General features: G+C 59.1%; 17 protein-coding genes and 2 pseudogenes. 7 read left to right on the forward strand and 12 right to left on the reverse strand.

The genetic code is table 11. The features are described 5' to 3' along the window. Positions 1-87: 87 nt before the first annotated feature. The 5 genes from nuoM to AB4N76_RS02980 all read left to right on the forward strand — a co-directional run bounded on the left by nuoM (position 88) and on the right by AB4N76_RS02980 (position 5,613). A complete protein-coding gene (gene nuoM / locus AB4N76_RS02960) occupies positions 88-1,566 on the forward strand; it encodes an NADH-quinone oxidoreductase subunit M (protein WP_460164096.1) in 1,479 nt (492 codons plus the stop codon). Positions 1,567-1,573: 7 nt separating this feature from the next. Next, positions 1,574-3,037 carry an NADH-quinone oxidoreductase subunit NuoN gene (gene nuoN, locus AB4N76_RS02965; protein ID WP_046032495.1) on the forward strand — a complete coding sequence of 488 codons (1,464 nt, stop codon included), beginning with the start codon at positions 1,574-1,576 and terminating at the stop codon, positions 3,035-3,037. A gap of 419 nt (positions 3,038-3,456) precedes the next feature. Next, on the forward strand, positions 3,457-3,807 hold the full coding sequence (locus AB4N76_RS02970; protein WP_460164097.1) for a type II toxin-antitoxin system RelE/ParE family toxin: 351 nt from the start codon (positions 3,457-3,459) through the stop codon (positions 3,805-3,807). After that, complete coding sequence (locus tag AB4N76_RS02975) at positions 3,797-4,111, forward strand: helix-turn-helix domain-containing protein (RefSeq protein WP_460164098.1); 315 nt, start codon at positions 3,797-3,799, stop codon at positions 4,109-4,111. Before AB4N76_RS02970 ends, AB4N76_RS02975 begins: the two co-directional genes overlap by 11 nt. 176 nt (positions 4,112-4,287) lie before the next feature. Further along, a complete protein-coding gene (locus tag AB4N76_RS02980) occupies positions 4,288-5,613 on the forward strand; it encodes an OprD family porin (protein WP_077431871.1) in 1,326 nt (441 codons plus the stop codon). Between the two features lie 214 nt (positions 5,614-5,827). On the opposite strand, the gene AB4N76_RS02985 is transcribed toward AB4N76_RS02980, so the two are convergent. The 6 genes from AB4N76_RS02985 to AB4N76_RS03010 form a co-directional block, all read right to left on the reverse strand. Next, positions 5,828-6,208 (reverse strand): DUF6124 family protein, encoded by a 381-nt coding sequence (locus tag AB4N76_RS02985; RefSeq protein WP_077432214.1) that lies wholly within the window; start codon positions 6,206-6,208, stop codon positions 5,828-5,830. A 351-nt stretch (positions 6,209-6,559) separates the two neighbouring features. Continuing rightward, positions 6,560-6,892: a DUF2790 domain-containing protein gene (locus AB4N76_RS02990; protein ID WP_077431870.1), complete on the reverse strand. Its 333-nt coding sequence runs from the start codon at positions 6,890-6,892 to the stop codon at positions 6,560-6,562. A 78-nt stretch (positions 6,893-6,970) separates the two neighbouring features. Next, the gene (locus AB4N76_RS02995; protein WP_046032500.1) at positions 6,971-7,171 is read right to left on the reverse strand and encodes a co-regulatory protein PtrA N-terminal domain-containing protein; all 201 of its coding nucleotides are present in this window, start codon (positions 7,169-7,171) and stop codon (positions 6,971-6,973) included. A 207-nt stretch (positions 7,172-7,378) separates the two neighbouring features. Next, entirely contained in the window at positions 7,379-10,531 is a 3,153-nt protein-coding gene (locus AB4N76_RS03000) for a CusA/CzcA family heavy metal efflux RND transporter (protein WP_460164099.1), read from the reverse strand. 38 nt (positions 10,532-10,569) lie between these two features. Further along, entirely contained in the window at positions 10,570-11,742 is a 1,173-nt protein-coding gene (locus tag AB4N76_RS03005; RefSeq protein ID WP_046032502.1) for an efflux RND transporter periplasmic adaptor subunit, read from the reverse strand. Positions 11,743-11,791: 49 nt separating this feature from the next. Beyond that, positions 11,792-13,072, reverse strand: coding sequence for a TolC family protein (locus tag AB4N76_RS03010; protein WP_460164100.1), 1,281 nt, complete (start codon positions 13,070-13,072; stop codon positions 11,792-11,794). A gap of 480 nt (positions 13,073-13,552) precedes the next feature. Between AB4N76_RS03010 and AB4N76_RS03015 the strand changes: the two are divergent. Continuing rightward, positions 13,553-14,226 (forward strand): annotated as a pseudogene (locus AB4N76_RS03015) (heavy metal response regulator transcription factor). Then, positions 14,223-15,632 carry a heavy metal sensor histidine kinase gene (locus tag AB4N76_RS03020; protein ID WP_077431868.1) on the forward strand — a complete coding sequence of 470 codons (1,410 nt, stop codon included), beginning with the start codon at positions 14,223-14,225 and terminating at the stop codon, positions 15,630-15,632. Before AB4N76_RS03015 ends, AB4N76_RS03020 begins: the two are co-directional and overlap by 4 nt. A 194-nt stretch (positions 15,633-15,826) precedes the next feature. On the opposite strand, the pseudogene AB4N76_RS03025 reads toward AB4N76_RS03020, so the two are convergent. The 6 genes and pseudogenes from AB4N76_RS03025 to AB4N76_RS03050 all read right to left on the reverse strand — a co-directional run bounded on the left by AB4N76_RS03025 (position 15,827) and on the right by AB4N76_RS03050 (position 21,764). Next, positions 15,827-17,570 (reverse strand): annotated as a pseudogene (locus AB4N76_RS03025) (ABC transporter substrate-binding protein). A gap of 47 nt (positions 17,571-17,617) precedes the next feature. Beyond that, entirely contained in the window at positions 17,618-17,890 is a 273-nt protein-coding gene (locus AB4N76_RS03030; protein WP_046032507.1) for a DUF2160 domain-containing protein, read from the reverse strand. Positions 17,891-17,900: 10 nt separating this feature from the next. Then, positions 17,901-18,701, reverse strand: coding sequence for a carbohydrate ABC transporter permease (locus AB4N76_RS03035; protein WP_046032508.1), 801 nt, complete (start codon positions 18,699-18,701; stop codon positions 17,901-17,903). 8 nt (positions 18,702-18,709) lie between these two features. Continuing rightward, entirely contained in the window at positions 18,710-19,576 is an 867-nt protein-coding gene (locus tag AB4N76_RS03040) for a carbohydrate ABC transporter permease (protein ID WP_046032509.1), read from the reverse strand. Then, the gene (locus AB4N76_RS03045) at positions 19,573-20,670 is read right to left on the reverse strand and encodes an ABC transporter ATP-binding protein (RefSeq protein WP_046032510.1); all 1,098 of its coding nucleotides are present in this window, start codon (positions 20,668-20,670) and stop codon (positions 19,573-19,575) included. The genes AB4N76_RS03040 and AB4N76_RS03045 overlap by 4 nt, the downstream gene beginning before the upstream one ends. Next, positions 20,670-21,764, reverse strand: coding sequence for an ABC transporter ATP-binding protein (locus AB4N76_RS03050; protein WP_046032511.1), 1,095 nt, complete (start codon positions 21,762-21,764; stop codon positions 20,670-20,672). The genes AB4N76_RS03045 and AB4N76_RS03050 overlap by 1 nt, the downstream gene beginning before the upstream one ends. Between the last annotated feature and the right edge of the window lie 340 nt (positions 21,765-22,104).

The raw sequence follows: 22,104 nt of genomic DNA on the forward strand, positions 1-22,104 counted from the left end.
CCTTGCGAACTTGCGAAAGGAATTGAGCCCGTCACGATTCTGCCTTGGCTAATCCTGATCCCCTTCATCGGCGGCCTGCTGTGCTGGATGGGTGAGCGCTTCGGCTCTACCCTCCCGCGCTGGATTGCGCTGTTGACCATGACCCTGGAACTCGCACTCGGCCTCTGGCTGTGGGCCCACGGTAACTACTCATTTGCACCGGCGCCTGGCGCCGATCCGACCTGGGCGCTTGAGTTCAAGCACATCTGGATCCAGCGCTTCGGCATCAGCGTCCACCTGGCCCTCGACGGCCTGTCGCTGCTGATGATCCTGCTGACCGGTCTGCTGGGTATCCTCTCGGTACTGTGCTCGTGGAAAGAGATTCAACGTCACGTTGGCTTCTTCCACCTGAACCTGATGTGGATCCTGGGCGGTGTCGTCGGCGTGTTCCTCGCCCTCGACCTGTTCATGTTCTTCTTCTTCTGGGAAATGATGCTGGTGCCGATGTATTTCCTCATCGCGCTCTGGGGTCACAGCTCTTCGGACGGCAAGAAAACCCGGATCTACGCGGCGACCAAGTTCTTCATCTTCACTCAGGCGTCCGGCCTGATCATGTTGGTGGCGATCCTGGGCCTGGTCCTGGTCAACTTCAACAGCACTGGCGTGATTACCTTCAACTACGCCGACCTGTTGAAAACCAAGATGTCGATGACCACCGAGTACATCCTGATGCTCGGCTTCTTCATCGCTTTCGCGGTCAAGCTGCCCGTCGTACCGTTCCACTCCTGGTTGCCTGACGCTCACGCCCAGGCGCCAACCGCAGGTTCGGTCGACCTGGCCGGTATCTTGTTGAAGACAGCTGCTTACGGCCTGCTGCGTTTCGCCCTGCCGCTGTTCCCGAATGCGTCGGCCGAGTTCGCGCCGGTTGCCATGAGCCTGGGTCTGGTCGGGATCTTCTACGGTGCGTTCCTGGCCTTCGCCCAAACCGACATCAAGCGTCTGATCGCCTACTCCTCCGTTTCCCACATGGGCTTCGTGTTGATCGGCATCTACTCCGGCAGCCAACTGGCGCTGCAGGGCGCGGTGATGCAGATGCTGGCGCACGGTCTGTCGGCCGCGGCACTCTTTATCCTCAGCGGTCAGTTGTACGAACGCACTCACACCCGCGACATGCGTGAAATGGGTGGCCTGTGGTCGAAGATCGCTTACCTGCCGGCCATCAGCCTGTTCTTCGCCGCCGCGTCCCTGGGCTTGCCGGCTACCGGTAACTTTGTGGGTGAGTTCCTGATCCTGATCGGCACGTTCCCGAGCGCTCCATTGATCACTATCCTCGCGACGTCCGGCCTGGTGTTCGGTTCGGTCTACTCGCTGATCATGATCCACCGTGCCTACTTCGGCCCGTCCAAATCGGACGCGGTGCTGCATGGCATGGATGGTCGCGAACTGATCATGGTGGTCGGTCTGGCAGCGTTGCTGATTTTCATCGGCGTGTACCCGCAGCCGTTCCTCGACACCTCTGCCGCGACGATGCATGGCGTGCAGCAGTGGCTTGGCACCGCCTTCACTCAACTCGCTTCGGCCCGGTAAGAGCGCTGTGGAATTCACGACTCAACACTTTATCGCGCTAGCGCCGTTGTTGATCACCAGCGCCACGATCATCGTGGTGATGCTGGCGATCGCCTGGCGCCGCAACCACTCGCAGACCTTCCTGATTTCCGTGGCGGGCCTGAACCTGGCGTTACTGTCGATCCTGCCAGCCTTGAAAGTCGCGCCCCTGGCGGTGACCCCACTGCTGCAGATTGATAGCTTCGCTTGCTTGTACATGGCGCTGATCCTGGTCGCCACCCTCGCTTGTGTAACCCTCGCCCACGCCTACCTCGGCGATGGCGGTTCGGGTTACCCGGGCAACCGTGAAGAACTTTACCTGCTGATTCTGATGTCCGCCGCCGGTGGCCTGGTACTGGTCAGCGCGCAGCACCTGGCCGGGTTGTTCGTCGGTCTGGAACTGCTTTCGGTACCGGTCTACGGTCTGGTGGCGTATGCCTTCTTCAACAAGCGTTCGCTGGAAGCCGGTATCAAGTACATGGTGCTGTCGGCTGCCGGTTCCGCGTTCCTGTTGTTCGGTATGGCCCTGCTGTACGCCGACTCCGGCTCCCTGAGCTTCGTCGGTATCGGTCAGGCCCTGGCGGCTACCGGTCTGCCAAGCTCGCTGGCACAACTGGGCCTGGGCATGATGCTGATCGGTCTGGCGTTCAAGCTGTCGCTGGTACCGTTCCACCTCTGGACCCCGGACGTTTACGAAGGTGCTCCGGCGCCGGTTGCAGCGTTTCTCGCTACCGCTTCCAAGGTTGCTGTGTTCGCCGTGATGGTGCGTCTGTTCCAGATCTCTCCAGCGGCAAGCAGTGGTGTACTGAGCGACGTACTGACCATCATCGCCATTGCGTCGATCCTGTTCGGTAACCTGCTGGCACTGACCCAAAGCAACCTCAAGCGTCTGTTGGGTTACTCGTCCATCGCGCACTTCGGCTACCTGCTGATCGCCCTGGTGGCGAGCAAGGGGCTGGCCGTGGAAGCCATCGGCGTGTACCTGGTCACCTACGTGATCACCAGCCTGGGCGCGTTCGGCGTGATCACCCTGATGTCCTCGCCGTACAACGGCCGTGACGCGGATGCCCTGTACGAATACCGCGGCCTGTTCTGGCGCCGTCCGTACCTGACCGCCGTGCTGACCGTGATGATGCTGTCCCTGGCCGGTATCCCGCTGACCGCGGGCTTCATCGGCAAGTTCTACATCATCGCGACTGGCGTCGAGTCGCATCAGTGGTGGCTGGTCGGCTCCCTGGTACTGGGCAGCGCCATCGGCGTTTTCTACTACCTGCGTGTGATGGTCACTCTGTTCCTGATCGAGCCGAACCTGCGTCGCCACGATGCACAACTGCACTGGGAACAACGTGCAGGCGGCGTGATGCTGCTGGCCATCGCCGCACTGGCGTTCTTCCTGGGCCTGTATCCGCAGCCATTGCTGGTGCTGGTTCAGCAGGCGGGTCTGGCGGGTTGATCGCTTAAGCGACACTCGGTAGAAAACAGAAACGGCGCCTTCGGGTGCCGTTTTTGCGTTTATACCTTCACAGTTTCTTCACCATGGGCACGCAGGCCAGTTGAAGTCCGAAGGAGGCATGGTAGATCGCAAGCTCCTCCCCCCAGATAAAAATGCGTTCCCATGAGTACACCGTAACCGTCCTCAGCCGAACCCTAGATCCAGTCCAGCATTTGCTGCTCGCTGGAGGCATTGTTCCGACACTTCATTTGCGACGTCTCCCTCTCTTTGATCGAACGTTCTCACCACACCGGTCGACTCGTCCTACAGGTGTTTTTGCGACCGGGATCTATCTTGAGAACAGGGACGAAAAGGACGGCTTCTATGCCTTGACCTATTCGGTTATCGAGACAACACTATACGCAAGCAACGTACAGAACATGGATGCTCTTTTTATCGAATTACCTGCGTTTCAGAAACACCGAGACGACTATCTGGATGACGATCTGTTTCGCAGCTTTCAACTGGAACTGCTGAAAAACCCAGCAGTGGGAGATCTCATTGAGGGTACAGGTGGGCTGCGCAAAATCCGCTTCTTCGATCAACGTCGCGGCAAGGGCAAGCGCAGTGGACTGCGGGTGATTTATTACTGGTGGTCAGGCTTCGAGCAGTTCTGGCTGTTCACCGTGTACAGCAAAAACGAGCACGACGATCTGTCGCCTGCCCAGAAAAAACTGTTCAGACAAATGCTGAATAGAGAAATCAATACGAGAACCCACTATGAAACGTGACATTTTTTCCGAACTGATCGAAGGCCTCGACGCCTTGGCCGACGAGCGCCAAGGCAAGATCACGCTGCGAAGCCACAAGGTTCAATTGCCGAAACTGATGCCGAACACTGCCGAGGAAGTGGTCGCCATCCGCCAACAGCTCAACCTCTCCAGGTCGGTGTTCGCGATGTATCTGCGCACCAACACCCGCACCCTCGAAAACTGGGAACAAGGACGGGCAACACCCAATGCTCAAGCCACGACATTGATCCGCCTCGTTGAACGCTTCCCGCAAACCATCGAGCAGCTCGCAGCCTTGACCTGACCCGCCGAGGCGTCACCCCGACCCACATGACGAAATTGTAACTCCCCCATCACCTTGGCGTTATCCGCAGCTTGCAACGATGTCACCCGGCGACCATGCCGGCGGGCCTTTGCCCGCCGAACAATAAAACCCACGCCGAAGCACGTTCCCGTTCTGCCGAACCCAAGGAGTGATTGATGGTTAACCATACAAAAATGTCGATGGCCGCTTTAGCGGTGGTGATCGGCTCCGGGCCGTCCATGGTGTTGGCGCAAGATAAAGCCGAGGGGTTTGTCGAAGGCAGCAGCCTGACGGTGCTCAACCGCAACTTCTACTTTAATCGTGATTACCGCAAAGGCCAGTCCAGCCCCACCGGCAATGGCTACTCCGAGGCCTGGGCCCAGGCCATCATCAGCAAGTTCGAATCCGGTTACACCCAAGGCACCGTCGGGTTAGGGATCGATGCGTTTGCGATGATCGGCTTGAAACTCGATACCGGTGACGGTCGCAACGGTGGCAACAGTTCGTTCGACGTGCTGCCGGTCGACAGTGACGGCCAAGCGCAGGACGAATACACCAAGGTGGGGGGCGCCGCCAAAGTCCGGGCCTTTGACACGGAGATAAAAATCGGCGATGTGTTCCCCGCCACCCCGGTCGTCGCGGCAGGTGACTCGCGATTGCTGCCGGAAAGTTTCCGCGGTGTCACGGCCACCAACACCAGCATCGAAGGCTTATCGGTTCAGGGCGGTCGGTTGCATGCCATGAGCCAACCGGTGTCCAGCGACCTGCGCGAGAACTTCGCGACGTTTTACGCCGGCCCGGTCAATTCGCCGTGGATCGCTTACGGTGGCGGCGACTACGCGCTGAACCAGAACCTCAGTGTCAGCCTGTACTCCAGTCGCCTTAAAGACGCCTGGAATCAATACTACGCCGGCACCGCATGGACTTACCCGTTGATGGATGACCTGTCGCTGTTTGGCGGCCTTAACTATTACAAGGCCGTCGACGAGGGCAAACAATTACTCGGGCAGTTCGACAACAACATCTGGAGCGGTCGGGTTGGCGTGAAACTCGGCGCCCACTCCGTCGCGCTGTCGCACCAGCGCAACAACGGCAGTGACGACTTCGACTACCTGCGTCAGTCCGATTCAATCTTCCTCGACAACTCCATCCAGTACAGCGACTTCAACTCGCCGAAGGAGCGTTCGTGGATGGCGCGTTACGACTTCGACATGACCACCTATGGCGTACCGGGATTGTCGTTCATGACCCGCTACGCCCGCGGCACCGACGCTGACTATTCCAATGCCAACAGCGTGTACATGCGCCGCGATGCCGAAGGCAATCCGCTGACCGACCAGAAGCGCTGGGAGCGGGATATCGAAGTCAAATACGTGGTGCAGAGCGGCTCATTGAAAGACCTGTCGCTGCGTTTGCGCCAGGCCACTACCCGCGCCACGGCGTATGAATCGGATCTGGATGAAGTGCGGGTGATTGTCGAGTACCCGCTGGCGATTCTCTAGGTTTACCGCGTCTACACCATTCACCTTTAGAAGCTCCTTGCTCCTTTGGAAAGAGGTGAATTTTTTGGCGTCCTTCGGGGCGCCTTTTTTTGTCCGGAACTCAACACACCACGAAAAACTGTAGGAGCCGGGCTCGCCCGCGATGGCGCCGGCACCTTCAGCATCCTCACCGACTGACCCACCGCTATCGCGGGCAAGCCCGGCTCCCACAGGGTTATGCAGCCGGCTCGACGTTATCCAGTGCCTGATTGACCGCCAACTCGCCCAACATGACGACTTGCGTTATGCCTAGCAAGGTCTTGCGATGGGTGCCTTCCAGCAGCGCGGCGAAGTCACCGAGCATGACCGTCGCCGAGGACAATGATTCGCTGGCGTTTGCCAGCAGGGATTCGGTATCGGCTTTGGGATTGGCGAGAAACATCGCGTTCGGTTTGTAAGGCGCTCCCATGATGTGAGCGGCGGGATTGAGGTAATAGTCGAGTGCGCGCTCAGCGGCGGCGTGGAGTTTTTTGGTGTCGATGAAGGCGTAGGGGGATGTTGAATCGGCGTCCGCGACGGTGTCTGCTTCGGGGGGATTGGGAGTAGGCTTTTTCATGATGTTTTCACTCAGCTTGACGGTGGAGCTGGCCCATTCGGTTCCACGCGAATAGGTGGCAGCTGTACGCAGGTTGGAACCCGGGCAACTGAGCAAAACCCGACAGACTCGAAGTCTCCCGCGCACAGCCGCCATAACGGAGTGCACACATGAAAGTGCGCAAGCATACGTCATAAAAGGTGCGTTTTGCGTCAGTTGAGCCACGGGGTTCCAATCCCGATCGCTGAATTGGCAGCGACGCTCACAGGCTAGAGAGCGGACGTCCGACGCACAACCTGAAAACACTGAGGGAAGGGTCTGCTATTCATTCACAGACTTAAACATCGCGAATTGAAATACCAACTGTAAGCCTCACCCTCCACGCTCCCGGCAATCCCCCGCCACGCTGTATTTGATGGTGTTGAGCTGGCCTTTCGAGTCTTCGTAGGTCATAGCCGCAGACACCACAGTGCAAACCGCTTGCGGGCGCACAACGCTGACCACTTTCACCACATCCAGCTTCATCCCGTACTTGTAATCCTTCACCACCGGCGCCGGTTTGCCCTGGTTGGCGGCGTACTGTTCCATGGCTTTGGTGTTGGCGCTGAGGGCGCGCTCAAAAGTACGGTCACCGCCGCCTTCAGCCAGCGCATTCAAGGACATCGCCATCACCCCGGCGAACGCCATCATCTTGAAAATTTTCATATCCGATTCCTTCAAACCCGGCTCATAAAAAAGCCCGACATCGGCACTCGATGACGGGCTTGTTCAAGTGCGACACGCTTACAAAGCTTTGCTCTTGTCCTCTTTCTTTTCATTCACAACAACGGGGTCACGCGCCTGCTCTTTGGCGACATACGCCTCCATCGAGCGGTCTTTGGCCGCCATCATCCTGGCGAACGTTTTGTCGCCACCCCCTGCGGCCAGCACCACAGAAGACATCACCAGCGCCGCTACAAAGGTACTCAGTTGTACAAGTTTCATCTTTGATTCCTCATTTAATTAACTGACGGGATCAAGGTAACAATCCGAACCTTTCGTGACGGTGGCGCGCAAATTACATATCCGTTATGTGCATGAAACTCTGCTGACTCAAGACACAAAACCTGTAGGAGTGAGCCTGCTCGCGATGGCGGTGGGTCAGCCAATGCAAATCTGACGGGTAGACCGCTATCGCGAGCAGGCTCACGCCTACAAGGGATCAGTTGGGTCCTCATCCCTGCGATGGGCGAGCTGATACAGCGCGGGCAAGATCAGCAGCGTGAGGATGGTCGAAGACACAATCCCGCCAATCACCACTGTCGCCAGCGGACGCTGCACCTCAGCACCCGTGCCGGTCGCCAACGCCATGGGAATGAACCCCAGGGACGCCACCAGCGCCGTCATCAACACGGGCCGCAGACGGGTCAGCGCACCTTCGTTGATCGCATCGCTGAGTGAGCGCCCCTCCTCACGCAGGTTGCGGATGAACGCAATCATCACCAGACCGTTGAGCACCGCCACCCCCGACAGCGCAATAAACCCGACGCCCGCCGAAATCGACAGCGGGATGTCCCGCAGCCACAACGCCATGACGCCACCGGTCAAGGCAAACGGAATCCCGGTGAACACCAGCAGCCCGTCCTTGAGGTTGTTGAACATCATGAATAGCAAGCCGAACACCAGCAGCAAGGCCACCGGTACCACGATCTGCAAGCGCTTGGCCGCCGACTGCAACTGCTCGAACTGCCCGCCCCAACTGGTCCAGTAACCCGCCGGGACCTGAACCTCACGCTCGATCACCTCGCCGGCCTCTTTAACGAAAGAGCCAATATCGCGCCCCCGCACGTTGGCGCTGACGATCACCAGACGCTTGCCGTTTTCGCGGCTGACCTGATTCGGCCCCAGCACCAGATCGAGGCTGGCGACGTCCTTGAGGGCGATGAAGGCAATTTGACTGGCAGCCCCATTGAGCGGCGCCGGCACCGGGATCAGCAACGCCGACAAGCCTTCGATGTCCTTGCGCATGGCATCGGACAGACGCACCACCATGTCGAAACGCCGATCACCTTCATACAACGTCCCCGCTCGACGCCCGCCGACCGCCACCGCAATGGTGTCTTGCACATCACCGACATTCAGCCCATAGCGCGCAGCCTTGTCGCGGTCGATGTTGATGGTCAGCACCGGCAGGCCGGTGGTTTGCTCGACCTTGACCTCGGACGCACCATTGACCTTCTGCATCGCGGCGGCAATTTTCGTCGCGGTGGCATTGAGCACGGCCATGTCATCGCCAAACACCTTGACCGCCACATCGCTGCGCACACCAGAGATCAGTTCGTTGAACCGCAACTGGATCGGCTGCGACAGTTCATAGTTGCTGCCCGGCAACGTCGCGGCAGCTTGCTGGAGTTCGGCCAACAGGGTTTCGCGGGACTTGCCCGGGTCCGGCCACTGCTCTTTGGGCTTGAGCATCACGTAGCTGTCGGAGATGTTCGGCGGCATCGGGTCGGAGGCGATTTCAGCGGTGCCGGTGCGGGCAAACACGCGCTCGACTTCCGGTACTTTGTTGAGAATCAGGGTCTCCAGACGCTGCTGCATGTCCACCGACTGGGTCAGGCTGGTGCCCGGCACCCGCAACGCTTGCAGGGCAAAATCACCTTCGCTGAGGCTCGGCACAAACTCGCTGCCCATCCGGCTGGTGACCACGCCACTGAGCACGATCACCCCGAGCGCCATGCTCACGGCCACGGCCCGATGGCTCATCACCCACGCCAGGGCCGGCGCATAGACCTGCCGCGCACCGCGCATGACCACGCCTTCCTCTTCCTTGACCTTGCCGGTGACAAACAACGCAATGGCCGCCGGGACAAACGTCACTGACAACAGCATGGCGCCGAGCAGCGCAATGACCACGGTGAAGGCCATCGGGTGGAACATTTTCCCTTCGACACCGCTCAAGGCGAAGATCGGCAGGTACACGACCATGATGATCAACTGGCCGAAAATCAGCGGTCGGCGCGCCTCTTTGGCCGCCGCAAACACTTCGTGAAAACGCTCGGAACGCGTCAACAAACGCCCGTGATGTTGCTGCGCATGCGCCAGCCGGCGCAGGGTGTTTTCGACGATCACCACCGCGCCGTCGACAATGATGCCGAAGTCCAGTGCGCCGAGACTCATCAGGTTGGCGCTGACCTTGTTGCTGAACATGCCGGTGAAGGTGAACAGCATCGAGAGCGGAATCACCATGGCGGTGATCAGTGCCGCCCGGATGTTGCCCAGAAACAGGAACAGGATCGCGATGACCAGGATCGCGCCTTCCACCAGGTTCTTCTTCACCGTGGCGATGGCTTTGTCGACCAGATGTGTGCGGTCGTACACCGGCACGGCGACCACGCCTTTGGGCAGCGACCGGTTGATCTGCTCCAGTTTGCCGGCCACTGCCTGCGAGACCGTGCGGCTGTTCTCACCGATCAGCATGAACACCGTACCGAGCACCACTTCGCGGCCGTTTTCAGTCGCTGCACCGGTGCGCAGTTCGCGGCCGATGTCCACGGTGGCGACGTTCTTGATGCGGATGGGCGTACCGTCGACATTGGCCATGACGATGTTGGCGATGTCTTCTGTGCTTGCCACCTGGCCGGGCGCACGAATCAGCAACTGCTCGCCGCTGCGCTCGATGTACCCGGCGCCGACGTTGGCGTTGTTGCGCTCCAGCGCTGTGACCAGATCGGTAAGCGTCAGTTTGTAAGCCGCCAGCCGTTTCAGATCGGGGGCGATCTGATACTCCTTGGCAAACCCGCCGATGGTGTTGATCTCGGCGACACCTGGCACGTTGCGCAACTGCGGCTTGATGATCCAGTCCTGAATCACCCGCAGATCGGTCGGCGTGTACGCCGTGCCATCGTCCTTGAGCGCGCCTTCCTGCGCCTCCACCGTCCACAGAAAGATCTCGCCAAGTCCCGTGGAAATCGGCCCCATCACCGCTTCTGCGCCCTCGGGCAATTGTTCCCTGGCGATCTGCAAACGCTCATTGACCAATTGCCGGGCAAAGAACAGATCGGTGCCGTCCTTGAAGATCACCGTGACCTGCGACAGCCCCGAGCGTGACAGCGAGCGGGTCTGCTCCAGCGACGGCAAGCCCGCCATCGCCGTTTCAATCGGGAACGTGATGCGCTGCTCGGTTTCCAGCGGTGAAAACCCGGCAGCGCCGGTATTGATTTGTACCTGGACGTTGGTGATATCCGGCACGGCGTCGATCGGCAGCTTTTGATAGCTGGCGATGCCGAGGCCGGCCATGAGGAGCACGGCGAGCAGCACGATGATGCGCTGCTCAATGGCAAACTGGATCAGGCGTTCGAACATGAGGACCTTCTCGTCGAGGGGCGGATCGGTGAGCGTCTTTAGTGGGAGTGCTCAGCCGAGGCTTTGCCCAATTCCGACTTGAGAATGAAGCTGCCGGTGCTGGCGACTTGCATGCCCGACTCCAAGCCCTGAGTGATTTCCACCTGACCCGCCGCGCGACTGCCGAGCTCCACCGGCTGCGCCTTGAAGCCGTCGGCGGTGCGCACGAACACCGTGGGTTTGTCCTCGACCGTCTGGATCGCGGCTTCAGGTACAGCGACCTTGGCTTGCCGGCTGTCGGTAGCGACCAACGCCGTCACAAACAGCCCGGGACGCCACGAACCTTGCGGGTTTTCCAGCGTGACGCGAACCGTTGCGGTGCGCGTCTGTTCACCCAGCAAACTGCCGACGTACGCCACGGTGCCGGCGACTTCGGCCTCCAGCTCCGGGGCGCTGACGGAAACCGGTTTGCCCACCTGCACCTTGTTCAGATCCTTGGGTGAAACGCCGAACGTCACCCACACCCGGGACAGGTCCGAGAGCGTGAACGCGTTGCTGGTTTCGTTGACCACCTCCCCCGGCGTCAGGTGTTTTTCCACCACTACGCCGTCAAAGGGCGCTCGCAATTCATAACGATTACCGCCACTGGCGACAACGCTGCCACTCAGTACGCTGATTTTCTGTCGGGCATTGCTCAGGGCGATTTCGGCCTCTTCCAGCGCCTGCCGCGCCTGGAGGACATCCTGCTCGGGAGAGATTTTGTCCTGCCACAACTGCCGCTCACGCTCATAAGTGGTACGCGCCAGTGTCAGGCGTCGTTGCGCCGCAGCCTGTTCACTGCGTTGATCGGAGATTTGCTGACTGGCGATCACCGCCAGCAACTGACCCTTTTTCACAGACTGCCCCAGGTTGACCTGCACCGACTCGACCACCCCCGGCACCCGAGGCACCAAATGCGCCGTGCGGTCTTCATCGAAACGCACCTCACCGGGGAACGGTAAGCCGAGGCTGATGGTCTGCGTGCGGGCTTCGGCCAATTGAATGCCCGCCGCCGCAATCTGTTCAGCATTGAGGCTCAGGTGCCCTTCTTCTGGTTCACCTTCGGCATGATCGGCATGCTCCAACGCTTCATCGGCGTGGGCGTCAATGGGCGAATTGCCCACCCACGACGAGCCAATACCAATGCCCAGGGCCAACGTCGCTACAGCGACAACGATCAATTTTTTATCCATGGAAACTCCTCTGCGCCAGGCCATCGCGCAGTTATCTAAAAGGTGAAATTCAAGGGCTGACGGTGAGCGCGCCGAGATCGCCAAAAATGCGTTCAATGCGCACCCGCGCGTCCGTCGCTTCGGCAACGGCCTGGATGTATTGGGTGCGGGCGCTAATCAGGGTGCGCTGCGCGTCGAGCACGTCGAGGAAGCCGAACTTGCCCATTTCGAAACCGCGCGTGGCGCTGTCGACGGCACTCTGCGCGGCGGGCAGGATGGTTTGGTTGAACGCTTTGACTTCGCCGTTGGCGGTCTGCCATTGCGCAAGCGTGGTCTGGATTTGCGTGCGCAACCGCAGCTCAGTGGCATTGCGCAAATCCCGCGCCTGATCGGTGCGCCGCGCCGCCGCCAACACGTTGCCCTGATTGCGGTTGAACAGAGGAATCGGCATCGATAGCCCGACGACATTCACTCGCTCGCGCTCCAGCTCGCTGTACTGGCTGCCGACACTCACCGTCAGATCGGGAATCCGCTGCGTCTTCTCCAGTGCCAATGAGGCTTCACGCTGGTCGATCTGCAATTTGGCCAGACGCAATTCGGCGGTTTCATTCAGCCGCTCGAGCAACCGGGTCGGCGGCGGTACGACGGGCATGCCTTGAGCGGCTGTTTGCACACTGACCAACGTCGGCAATGGTGCGCCCATGACCTGTGCCAATTGCTGATAGGCATTGGCCTGATCGCGCTCGGCCCGGCTCAGCTCCAGTCGCACTTCGGACAATTGCACGTGCGCCCGGGTGCCTTCGACCGGCGATGATTTGCCCGCCTGAATGCGACCCTGCGCCACCCGCAAACCCTGCTCGGCCAGTTCCAGCGACTGGCGGGACAGTTGCACTTGCTGCTGCGCGATCTGCGCACTGGAAAACGCTTGGATCACGTCCGCTCGCAATGCATTTCGCTTGCTCTCCAGATCAATCCCGGCGGCGTCTTGCGCACGACTGGCCACATCGATCCGCGCGCCGCGCTTGCCGCCCAGTTCAATCGGCTGGCTGAGCATCACCGTGGTGGTTCGCGACTCACGCCGCGTGTCTTCGGCCTCCCACGACACTTCAGGGTTGGGGATCAAACCGGCCTGCTGTCGATCCCCTTCGGCAATGCCGATCTCCCACTGGGCGGCCGCCAACTCGGGATTGCCGGCGAACGCGGTTTTCAGGGCCTCATCGAGGGTTAATGTCGTGCCGGACGAGACAGCCGCCAGACACGGGCCGGCCAGCAACAAAAAGCAGGTGGTCGTCGCCACGCGTGCTGTTTTTTTCAGGCGTGATCGCGCCGTCAGTTCTTTAAACCCGGGCAATTGAATACTTCCTTCTTTAAATCAAGAATCTTCGATGCCGCCACGGTAGGGTTTAGAGCTTATCGACAAGGTGACTGAAACATTACAAATCCGTTATTCACACCCCTGGCAAGTTGTTTTGCTCTAACATGCAAAGAACAAACACCGACATAGCAATACATAGAAACAAATACCCTGTCGTTATCCGCCGAACAATACTTGCCCGAATTCAGTTCTCATGCAGCGGATGAACTTTAAGCCGCAACCACTGCGACAAGGCGACGCAGAGCCCCAATTTCAAGGCTAAAACCCAAGGCTTTCGGTTGACCCTGTAGCTACTACAGCCTTTACCTTGTACGCCTTCAAACGGAGAAGCCGCCGAAGCAAAACAGCAATCCACATCTTTAACCGTTATCAAAGCCTGTCCGGAACCACCTATAAAAAAACAACTTTCCCGGCCACCTTAATCAAACATTCATTCAATGAAAGTGGTGACTGATCATGCGAATCCTTGTCGTCGAGGACGAGCTTAAAACTGCCGAGTACTTACATCAGGGGTTGACGGAAAGTGGGTATATCGTTGACCTCGCGGCAACGGGCGCCGATGGACTGCATCTGGCCCAACAACAGGTTTATGACCTGGTGATACTGGACGTTAACTTGCCCGAACTGGACGGCTGGGGGTTCTTGAACAACTGCGGCGTACTCGCGCAACCCGGGTGATGATGCTCACCGCGCGGGGTCGACTGGCCGACAAGATTCGCGGTCTGGATCTGGGTGCCGACGATTATCTGGTCAAACCGTTCGAGTTCCCCGAGTTGCTGGCACGGGTGCGCAGCCTGATGCGCCGTAGCGAGAACATCCCGGTGCCGCAGGTGCTGAAAGTCGCCGATCTGGAACTCGATCCGGGGCGCCACCGCGCCTTTCGCGCCGATCAGCGCATCGACCTGACCACCAAGGAGTTCGCCCTGCTGCATCTGCTGATGCGCCAGTCCGGTGAGGTGCTCACCCGCACCCAGATCATTTCGCTGGTGTGGGACATGAATTTCGACTGCGACACCAACGTGGTCGAAGTCTCGATCCGGCGATTGCGGGCGAAAATAGATGACCCGTTCGACAGCAAGTTGATTCATACCCTGCGCGGTGTCGGCTATGTGCTGGAGGCGCGGGAATGAAGCCGGCAAGCCTGTCGCTACGCCTCGCTCTGACGGTCAGCACGCTCGGGGCGGTACTGGTGGTGTTCCTGGCGATCCTGGCATATGTCGCCCTCACCCACGAACTGAACACGTTAGCCAGGGACAGTCTGGATAAGAAAATGCGGCAGGTTGAACACAGTCTGGTGCTGTACGCCGATACCGGCGATATCAACTCGAAGCCGCATATCTTGCTCGATCAAGTCATGGGACATGACAACCTCACGCTGAGCATTTACGAGCGCAGTAATCTGCGCTCCCCACTGTTGAAGTCTGGCACCGGCATGGCCGATCCGCGCCTTGAGCTGAAGGCCGTGCGGGCGGCCACCGATCAGCTGTCTTACTCCACCAGCACCGATGCACAGGGGGCGAAATTCCTCACGGCCTCCAAAATGATCCGCCTGAAGGACGGCACCCGTGTCCCGGTATTGTTGTCGATGGACAATGCTCACGATCAGGCGTTGCTCAGCGCTTATCTGCGCTCGACGCTGATCGCTTTGCCGTTGCTGCTGATGTTCATCGGTCTCAGTGCCTGGGTGGCGGTGCAGCGAGGTCTGGCGCCGATGCGCGAGTTTCGCAAAGTGGCGGCGATGGTTTCGACACAGGACCTCGACCATCGACTCTCGGTGGTGAACATGCCACAGGAACTCAGTGAACTGGCACACGGCATCAATTTCATGCTGCACCGCCTCGACAACGGCGTGCAGCAGTTGTCGCAGTTCTCCGATGATCTGGCTCACGAATTGCGCACGCCGATCAACAACCTGATGGGCAAGGCACAGGTGACGCTGTCTCGGGAGCGCACGACGCTGGAGTACAAAAACGTTCTGGTGTCGTGCACCGAAGAGCTGGAGCGCGTCGCACGGATTGTTTCCGACATGCTGTTTCTGGCGCAGGCCAATCATCCGTCGGCGCTCGCACCGTTCGAGTCGATTGCACTGGAAGATGAAGCGTGGAAAGTCGCCGAGTTGTTTTCCCTGTCGGCGCAGGACAAGCAGATCAAATTGAACGTAAGCGGCAGTGCCCAGGTGATGGGCGATCGATTGATGATTCAACGGGCGATCTCGAACCTGCTGTCCAATGCCCTGCGCCACTGCCCCGCCGGGAAAACGGTTTCGTTGCTGATTGAACAAGACACGACACAGGCTTCGCTGCTGGTCAGCAACCCCGGCACCGGAATCGACGCGCAGCATCTGCCGCATCTGTTTGACCGTTTCTACCGGGTCGACAGCAGCCGTTCGCGTTCACAGGGCAGCACCGGACTGGGGCTGGCCATTGTGCGGTCGATCATGAGCCTGCATCAGGGGGTGGCACAGGTGAAGAGCTTGCCCGGGGGAATGACGGTGTTTCAGCTGGGGTTTCCTGCGGTTAAGGGTGTAGCTCTCTGAGGTATCAGACTTGAGATTTTCGCTGCCCGAACCACCGCATTCGCGGGCAAGCCCGCTCCCACAGTGATCACCGTCGTCCGTGGAATGTGTGAACACCACTGAAACCTGTGGGAGCGGGCTTGCCCGCGAAGACGGTGGAACAGACCCAAACAAAAAAACGGCACCTTTCGGTGCCGTTTGCATTTCACAACAGCTTACTTACGCGCATCCGCCCACGATTTCAGCAGTTCGTTGTAGCTCACGGTCTCCCCTTTTCGGCTTCTCGTTCGCCAGTTTCGGTTTCGGTGCGCCCGGTTGGTCGAACCAGTACTGTGCATCGCGCTCCGGGTTCATTTTCGGTGCGCAGGTGAGCTGCGCCTTGGAACGTTCCAGACGGGTCATGATGGCGTCCTGATCCTTGGCCAGGCCATCCAGGGCTTCTTGCGGGGTTTTGTCGCCACTGGCGGCTTCGGCGATGTGGCTCCACCACAGTTGCGCCAGGCGCGGATAGTCCGGCACGTTGGTCCCGGTCGGGGTCCATTGCACACGGGCCGGGCTGCGGTAGAACTCGACCAGACCACCGAGTTTCGGTGCCAGGTCGGTCATCGCTTGCGAGTTGATGTCCGATTCGCGGATCGGCGTCAGGCCAACGATGGTTTTCTTCAGCGACACGGTTTTCGACGTCACGAACTGCGCATAGAGCCAGGCAGCGAGTTTCTGTTTCTCAGGCGTGGACTTCATGAATGTCCACGAACCCACGTCCTGATAACCCAGTTTCATGCCCTCTTCCCAGTACGGGCCGCGCGGCGACGGCGCCATGCGCCATTTCGGCGTGCCATCGGCGTTCACCACTGGCAGGCCTGGCTTGGTCATGTCGGCGGTAAAGGCGGTGTACCAGAAGATCTGCTGGGCGATGTTGCCTTGGGATGGGACCGGGCCGGATTCGGAGAAGGTCATCCCGGCGGCTTCCGGTGGCGCGTACTTTTTCAGCCAGTCCACATACTTGGTGGTGGCGAACACCGCTGCCGGACCGTTGGTGTCGCCACCACGCGTCACGCTGGAACCCACCGGATGGCAATCCTCGACACGAATGCCCCACTCGTCCACCGGCAAACCGTTGGGCAGGCCCTTGTCGCCGCCACCGGCCATGGAGAACCAGGCGTCGGTGAAACGCCAGCCCAGGGACGGGTCTTTCTTGCCGTAGTCCATGTGCCCATAGACGCGCTTGCCGTCGATTTCCTTGACGTCTTCGCTGAAGAATTTGGCGATGTCTTCATACGCCGACCAGTTCACCGGTACGCCCAACTCGTAGCCGTATTTCTCCTTGAACTTGGCTTTCAGCTCCGGCCGCTCGAACCAGTCGGCGCGGAACCAATAGAGGTTGGCGAACTGCTGGTCGGGCAGTTGGTAGAGCTTGCCGTCCGGGGCCGTGGTGAAAGACGTGCCAATGAAGTCCTTGAGGTCCAGCGTCGGCGACGTGAAGTTCTTGCCTTCGTTCGCCATCAGGTCGGTGATCGCTTCAGTCTTGCCGTAGCGAAAATGCGTACCGATCAGGTCCGAGTCGTTGACCCAGCCGTCATAAATGCTCTTGTCCGACTGCATCACCGTCTGCAGCTTCTCCACCACGTCGCCTTCTTGCAGCAGGTCGTGGGTGACTTTGATCCCGGTGATCTCGGTGAAGGCCTTGGCCAACACTTTGGACTCGTATTCGTGAGTGGTCAGGGTTTCCGAGACGACCTTGATGTCCATCCCGCGAAACGGCTCGGCGGCCTTGATGAACCACTTCAACTCCGCGAGTTGCTGATCGGCCGTCAGGGTGGACGGTTTGAACTCGTCGCCAATCCATTTCTTCGCAGCGTCTTCATAGGCGTCGGCCCAGGCCGAAGCGCTCAACCCACTGAGTGCCAGCATGGCTGCCAATGAAATGCTATGTCGCAGCTTATTGTTTTTGTCGAACATAGAGACCTCCTGTTTGATTTTCGGAGCAACATTGCCGAGCGATTCGACTAGCCCCAACGCATCACAGCCAACAGCCACACCAGGGACAACGCGGACGCTACCCAGATGCTCCAGTCGGTGACGCCAATTACCAGCAAATGCAGGTAGGCGCTGCCGAGAAGACCGATAAACAGCCGATCGCCACGGGTGGTGGCAATCGGCAAGAAACCTCGTTTGAGAATGCTCGGCGAGCGCAACTCCCAGGTCGTCATGCCCACCAGGATCAGGGCAATGACACAGAAGAACGCCGCCGTGGGACCGGTCCAACTCATCCATTCCATCATCAGCTCCTCATACCCGACCCAGGGCAAAGCCCTTGGCCACGTGGTTGCGAACAAACCAGATCACCAGCATGCCCGGCAGAATGGTCAACACCCCCGCCGCTGCCAGCACGCCCCAATCGATGCCGGATGCCGAGACCGTGCGGGTCATCACCGCGGCAATCGGCTTGGCGTTGACCGACGTCAGCGTGCGCGCCAAGAGCAGTTCAACCCAGGAAAACATGAAGCAGAAAAACGCCGTGACACCGATGCCGGAACCGATCAGCGGGATGAAAATCTTGACGAAGAACTTGGGAAAACTGTAGCCATCGATGTAGGCGGTTTCGTCGATTTCCTTGGGAACGCCGGACATGAAGCCTTCAAGAATCCACACCGCCAGCGGTACGTTAAACAGGCAGTGAGCCAGTGCCACGGCGATGTGGGTGTCGAACAACCCGATCGAGGAATACAGCTGGAAGAACGGCAACAGGAATACGGCGGGTGGCGCCATGCGGTTGGTCAGCAGCCAAAAGAACAGGTGCTTGTCGCCCAGGAAACGGTAGCGTGAAAACGCATACGCCGCCGGCAACGCCACGCTCAGGGAGATCACCGTGTTCAGGCTCACGTAATACAGCGAGTTGAGGTAACCGGTGTACCAGGCCGGATCGGTGAAGATCACCTTGTAGTTGTGGAAAGTGAAATCCTGGGGAAACAGCGTCAGGCCACCGAGGATTTCGGTGTTGCTCTTGAAGGACATGTTCAGCAGCCAGTAGATCGGCACCAGCAGGAACAGGATGTAGATCAGCAACGGGATGAGCTTTCTTTTACTCATGGCGGGCCTCAGCGGTTGGCGTCAGAGTGAGTCATGGCGGTGTAGAACAGCCAGGACACCAACAGGATGATCAGGAAGTACACCAGCGAGAATGCCGCTGCCGGCCCCAGGTCGAATTGCCCAATCGCCATCTGGGTCAGCGTCTGACTCAAGAACGTCGTCGCATTCCCCGGGCCGCCACCGGTCAACACAAACGGCTCGGTGTAGATCATGAAACTGTCCATGAACCGCAGCATCACCGCGATCAACAGCACGCTTTTGAGCTTGGGTAACTGGATGTGGCGGAACACCGCCCAGGCGGACGCTCGGTCAATCCGCGCGGCCTGGTAATACACGTCCGGAATCGCCCGTAACCCGGAGAAACACAACAGCGCCACGAGCGACGTCCAGTGCCAGACGTCCATCACCAGCACCGTGACCCAGGCGTCCATGGTGTTCGCCGCATAGTTGTAGCTGATGCCCATGGCATTGAGGCTCGACCCAAGCAGGCCGATATCGGCTCGACCGAAAATCTGCCAGATCGTGCCGACTACGTTCCACGGAATCAGCAACGGAATGGCCAGGACGATCAGCACCAGCGACGACCAGCGTCCCTTGGTGGGCATGGTCAGTGCGATGGCGATGCCCAGCGGAATTTCGATCAGCAATACGCAGGCGGAGTAGATGAACTGGCGCAGCAGCGAGTCATGCAGGCGCGGATCGAGCAGCACTTGTTTGTACCAGTCGGCGCCGACGAAGTAGCGGCTGGACTGGTCGAAAATGTCCTGCACCGAATAGTTGACCACCGTCATCATCGGGACCACCGCACTGAAGGCCACCAGCAGGAACACCGGCAACACCAGCCACCAGGCCTTGTTGTTTTGCACCTTGTTCATGGCTGTGTCTCCAGCAAGTATTCATCGGCATACACCATCAACCACTGCGCCGGAAAACTGATGTACGCCGTGCCTTCCGGCACCGGCTTGTCTTCGGCCAGGCGCACTTTCAATGGGGCGCCGTCGAGGTTCAGGGTCAGGATCTTGTAGGTGCCAAGGTCTTCGATGTGTACGACTTGAGCCCTCATCGCGTCATCAAAGGGCTCTTCCCACACATGCACAAACTCCGGACGGATACCGACTTTCAAGGTTTTCCACTCGGATTCGGCGATGCGTTTTTGCTGCGCCTCGGACAGCGGCAGATGCGTCGAAGCGAACCCCACGCCCCCGGCCTGCGGCGTGACCTCAATCAGGTTCATCCCCGGGCTGCCGATGAAATAGCCGACAAAGGTGTGGCTTGGGCGTTCGAACAATTCTCGCGGCGTACCGAACTGCACGATCTGCCCGCCGTACATCACCGCAATTTTGTCGGCGAAGGTCGAGGCCTCCAGTTGATCGTGGGTCACGTAGACCATCGTGATGTTGAACTGCTCGTGAATCTGCTTGAGCTTGCGCCGCAGCTTCCACTTCAAGTGCGGATCGATCACCGTCAGTGGTTCATCGAACAGGATGGCCGAGACGTCGTCGCGTACCAGCCCACGGCCCATGGAGACTTTCTGTTTCTCGTCGGCGGTGAGGTTGCTGGCCTTCTTGCTCAGCAGCGCCTGAAGGTCCAGCACCTCGGCAATTTCCTGCACCTTGCTGTGAATTCTTGCCTCGGCCATGCCTTGGTTGCGCAGCGGAAATGCCAGGTTATCGAACACCGTCATGGTGTCGTAGACCACCGGAAACTGGAAAACCTGGGCGATGTTGCGCTTCTCGGGGGTCAGGTCGTTGACCGCTTTGCCGTCGAACAACACATGCCCCTGAGACGGGCTGAGCAATCCGGAAATGATGTTGAGCAAGGTGGATTTGCCGCAACCCGAAGGCCCGAGCAACGCGTAGGCACCACCCTGCTCCCAAATGTGGTCCATCTCGCGGATGGCGTAATCCTCAGGGCCGGTTGGCGTGCGGGTGTAGCTGTGGGCGAGGTTTTGCAAACGAATTTCGGCCATCAGGCAACCCTCGCGATACGGCGACCGGGCGCCTGGACCAATCGCCCCTGCGCATCGAACACAAACAGTTTGTGGGTGGGGATATAGATGCGAATCGGCGCATCGACGTCGTATTCATGAACGCCCGGCAAGTGCAGCACCAGCAGGAAATGCTCGTTGCGCACGTGGAGGAAGGTTTCCGAACCGCTGATCTCGGCGACCTCGACGGTCACGGCCAGCTCCAGGTCATCGTCATTGCTCGGCACCAACGAGATATGGCTGGGCCGCACGCCAAAGCGGAACTCGCCCTCGCCCACCGGGCGCAAATCCACGTTCAACGGGAAGTGCACGAAGTTGGCAAAGCTCACTTCGTTGCCGGCAATCCGGCCGGGCATCAGGTTGATCGGCGGCTCGGAGAACAGCTCGGCCGCCAGCACCGTTTGCGGCTGGTGATAGACCTCGGAAGACTTGCCACTCTGGATCACCCGGCCTTCGTGAAGAATGGTCGTGGTGCCGCCCAGCGCCAGGGCTTCGTTGGGTTCGGTGGTGGCGTAAATGGCGATGGTGTGCCGCGCCTTGAACAGCTCGCGCATTTCCTGGCGCAGCTCTTCGCGCAGCTTGTAATCAAGGTTGACCAGCGGTTCGTCGAACAGAATCAGTTCGGCATCCTTGACCAGCGCCCGTGCCATGGCCGTGCGCTGTTGCTGGCCGCCGGACAGTTCGAGAGGATGGCGCTGGAGGAACTTCTCGATGCGCAGCATCTTCGCGGTTTCCAGCACTTTGCTCTGGATCAGTTCGTTGGAAACACCGCCCTGGCGCAACGGCGAAGCAATGTTCTCGAACACCGTCATGGTCGGATAGTTGATGAATTGCTGATAGACCATCGACACATTGCGCAAGCGCACCGGGCGCTGGGTGACGTCGACGCCGTTCATCAGGATGCGGCCGCTGTCGGGCTTGTCCAGCCCTGCCATCAAGCGCATCAGGCTGGTTTTGCCGGACAGTGTTCGCCCAAGCAAAACGTTGAAGGAACCGGGTTCAAAACTAAGGCACGCATCATCGATCCAGGTCTGGCCCTCGACGGTGCGGCTGACGTGCTCCAGGGTTAATGACATGGCTCGGCCTTTTTTATTATTTGGAGTCAAGCGACCGGAGCTACAGAGCGACTTTCGTGCCAAAAATCACAAGCCATTGATCTGGCTTGAAAATCCTCGAATGGACGGCGTCATCGCTTTCGTTGCTGAACACAAATGAACAACCTGGACTGAACAACTGAACAATCCGCCGGTTGACAATGAACAATAGTGAACAACACTCTACAAACAGTTTTACTGCGAAAATTTCCGAATTACGCACAACCTTGTAGCAGCTGCCGAAGGCTGCGTCCGGCGACGCAGTCGTCGTTAGACCAGGTGTCGCGGTGTATAAGAAAGACCGCGAATACAGGTTTTACGA

Source organism: Pseudomonas sp. S2_F03 (assembly GCF_054668335.1).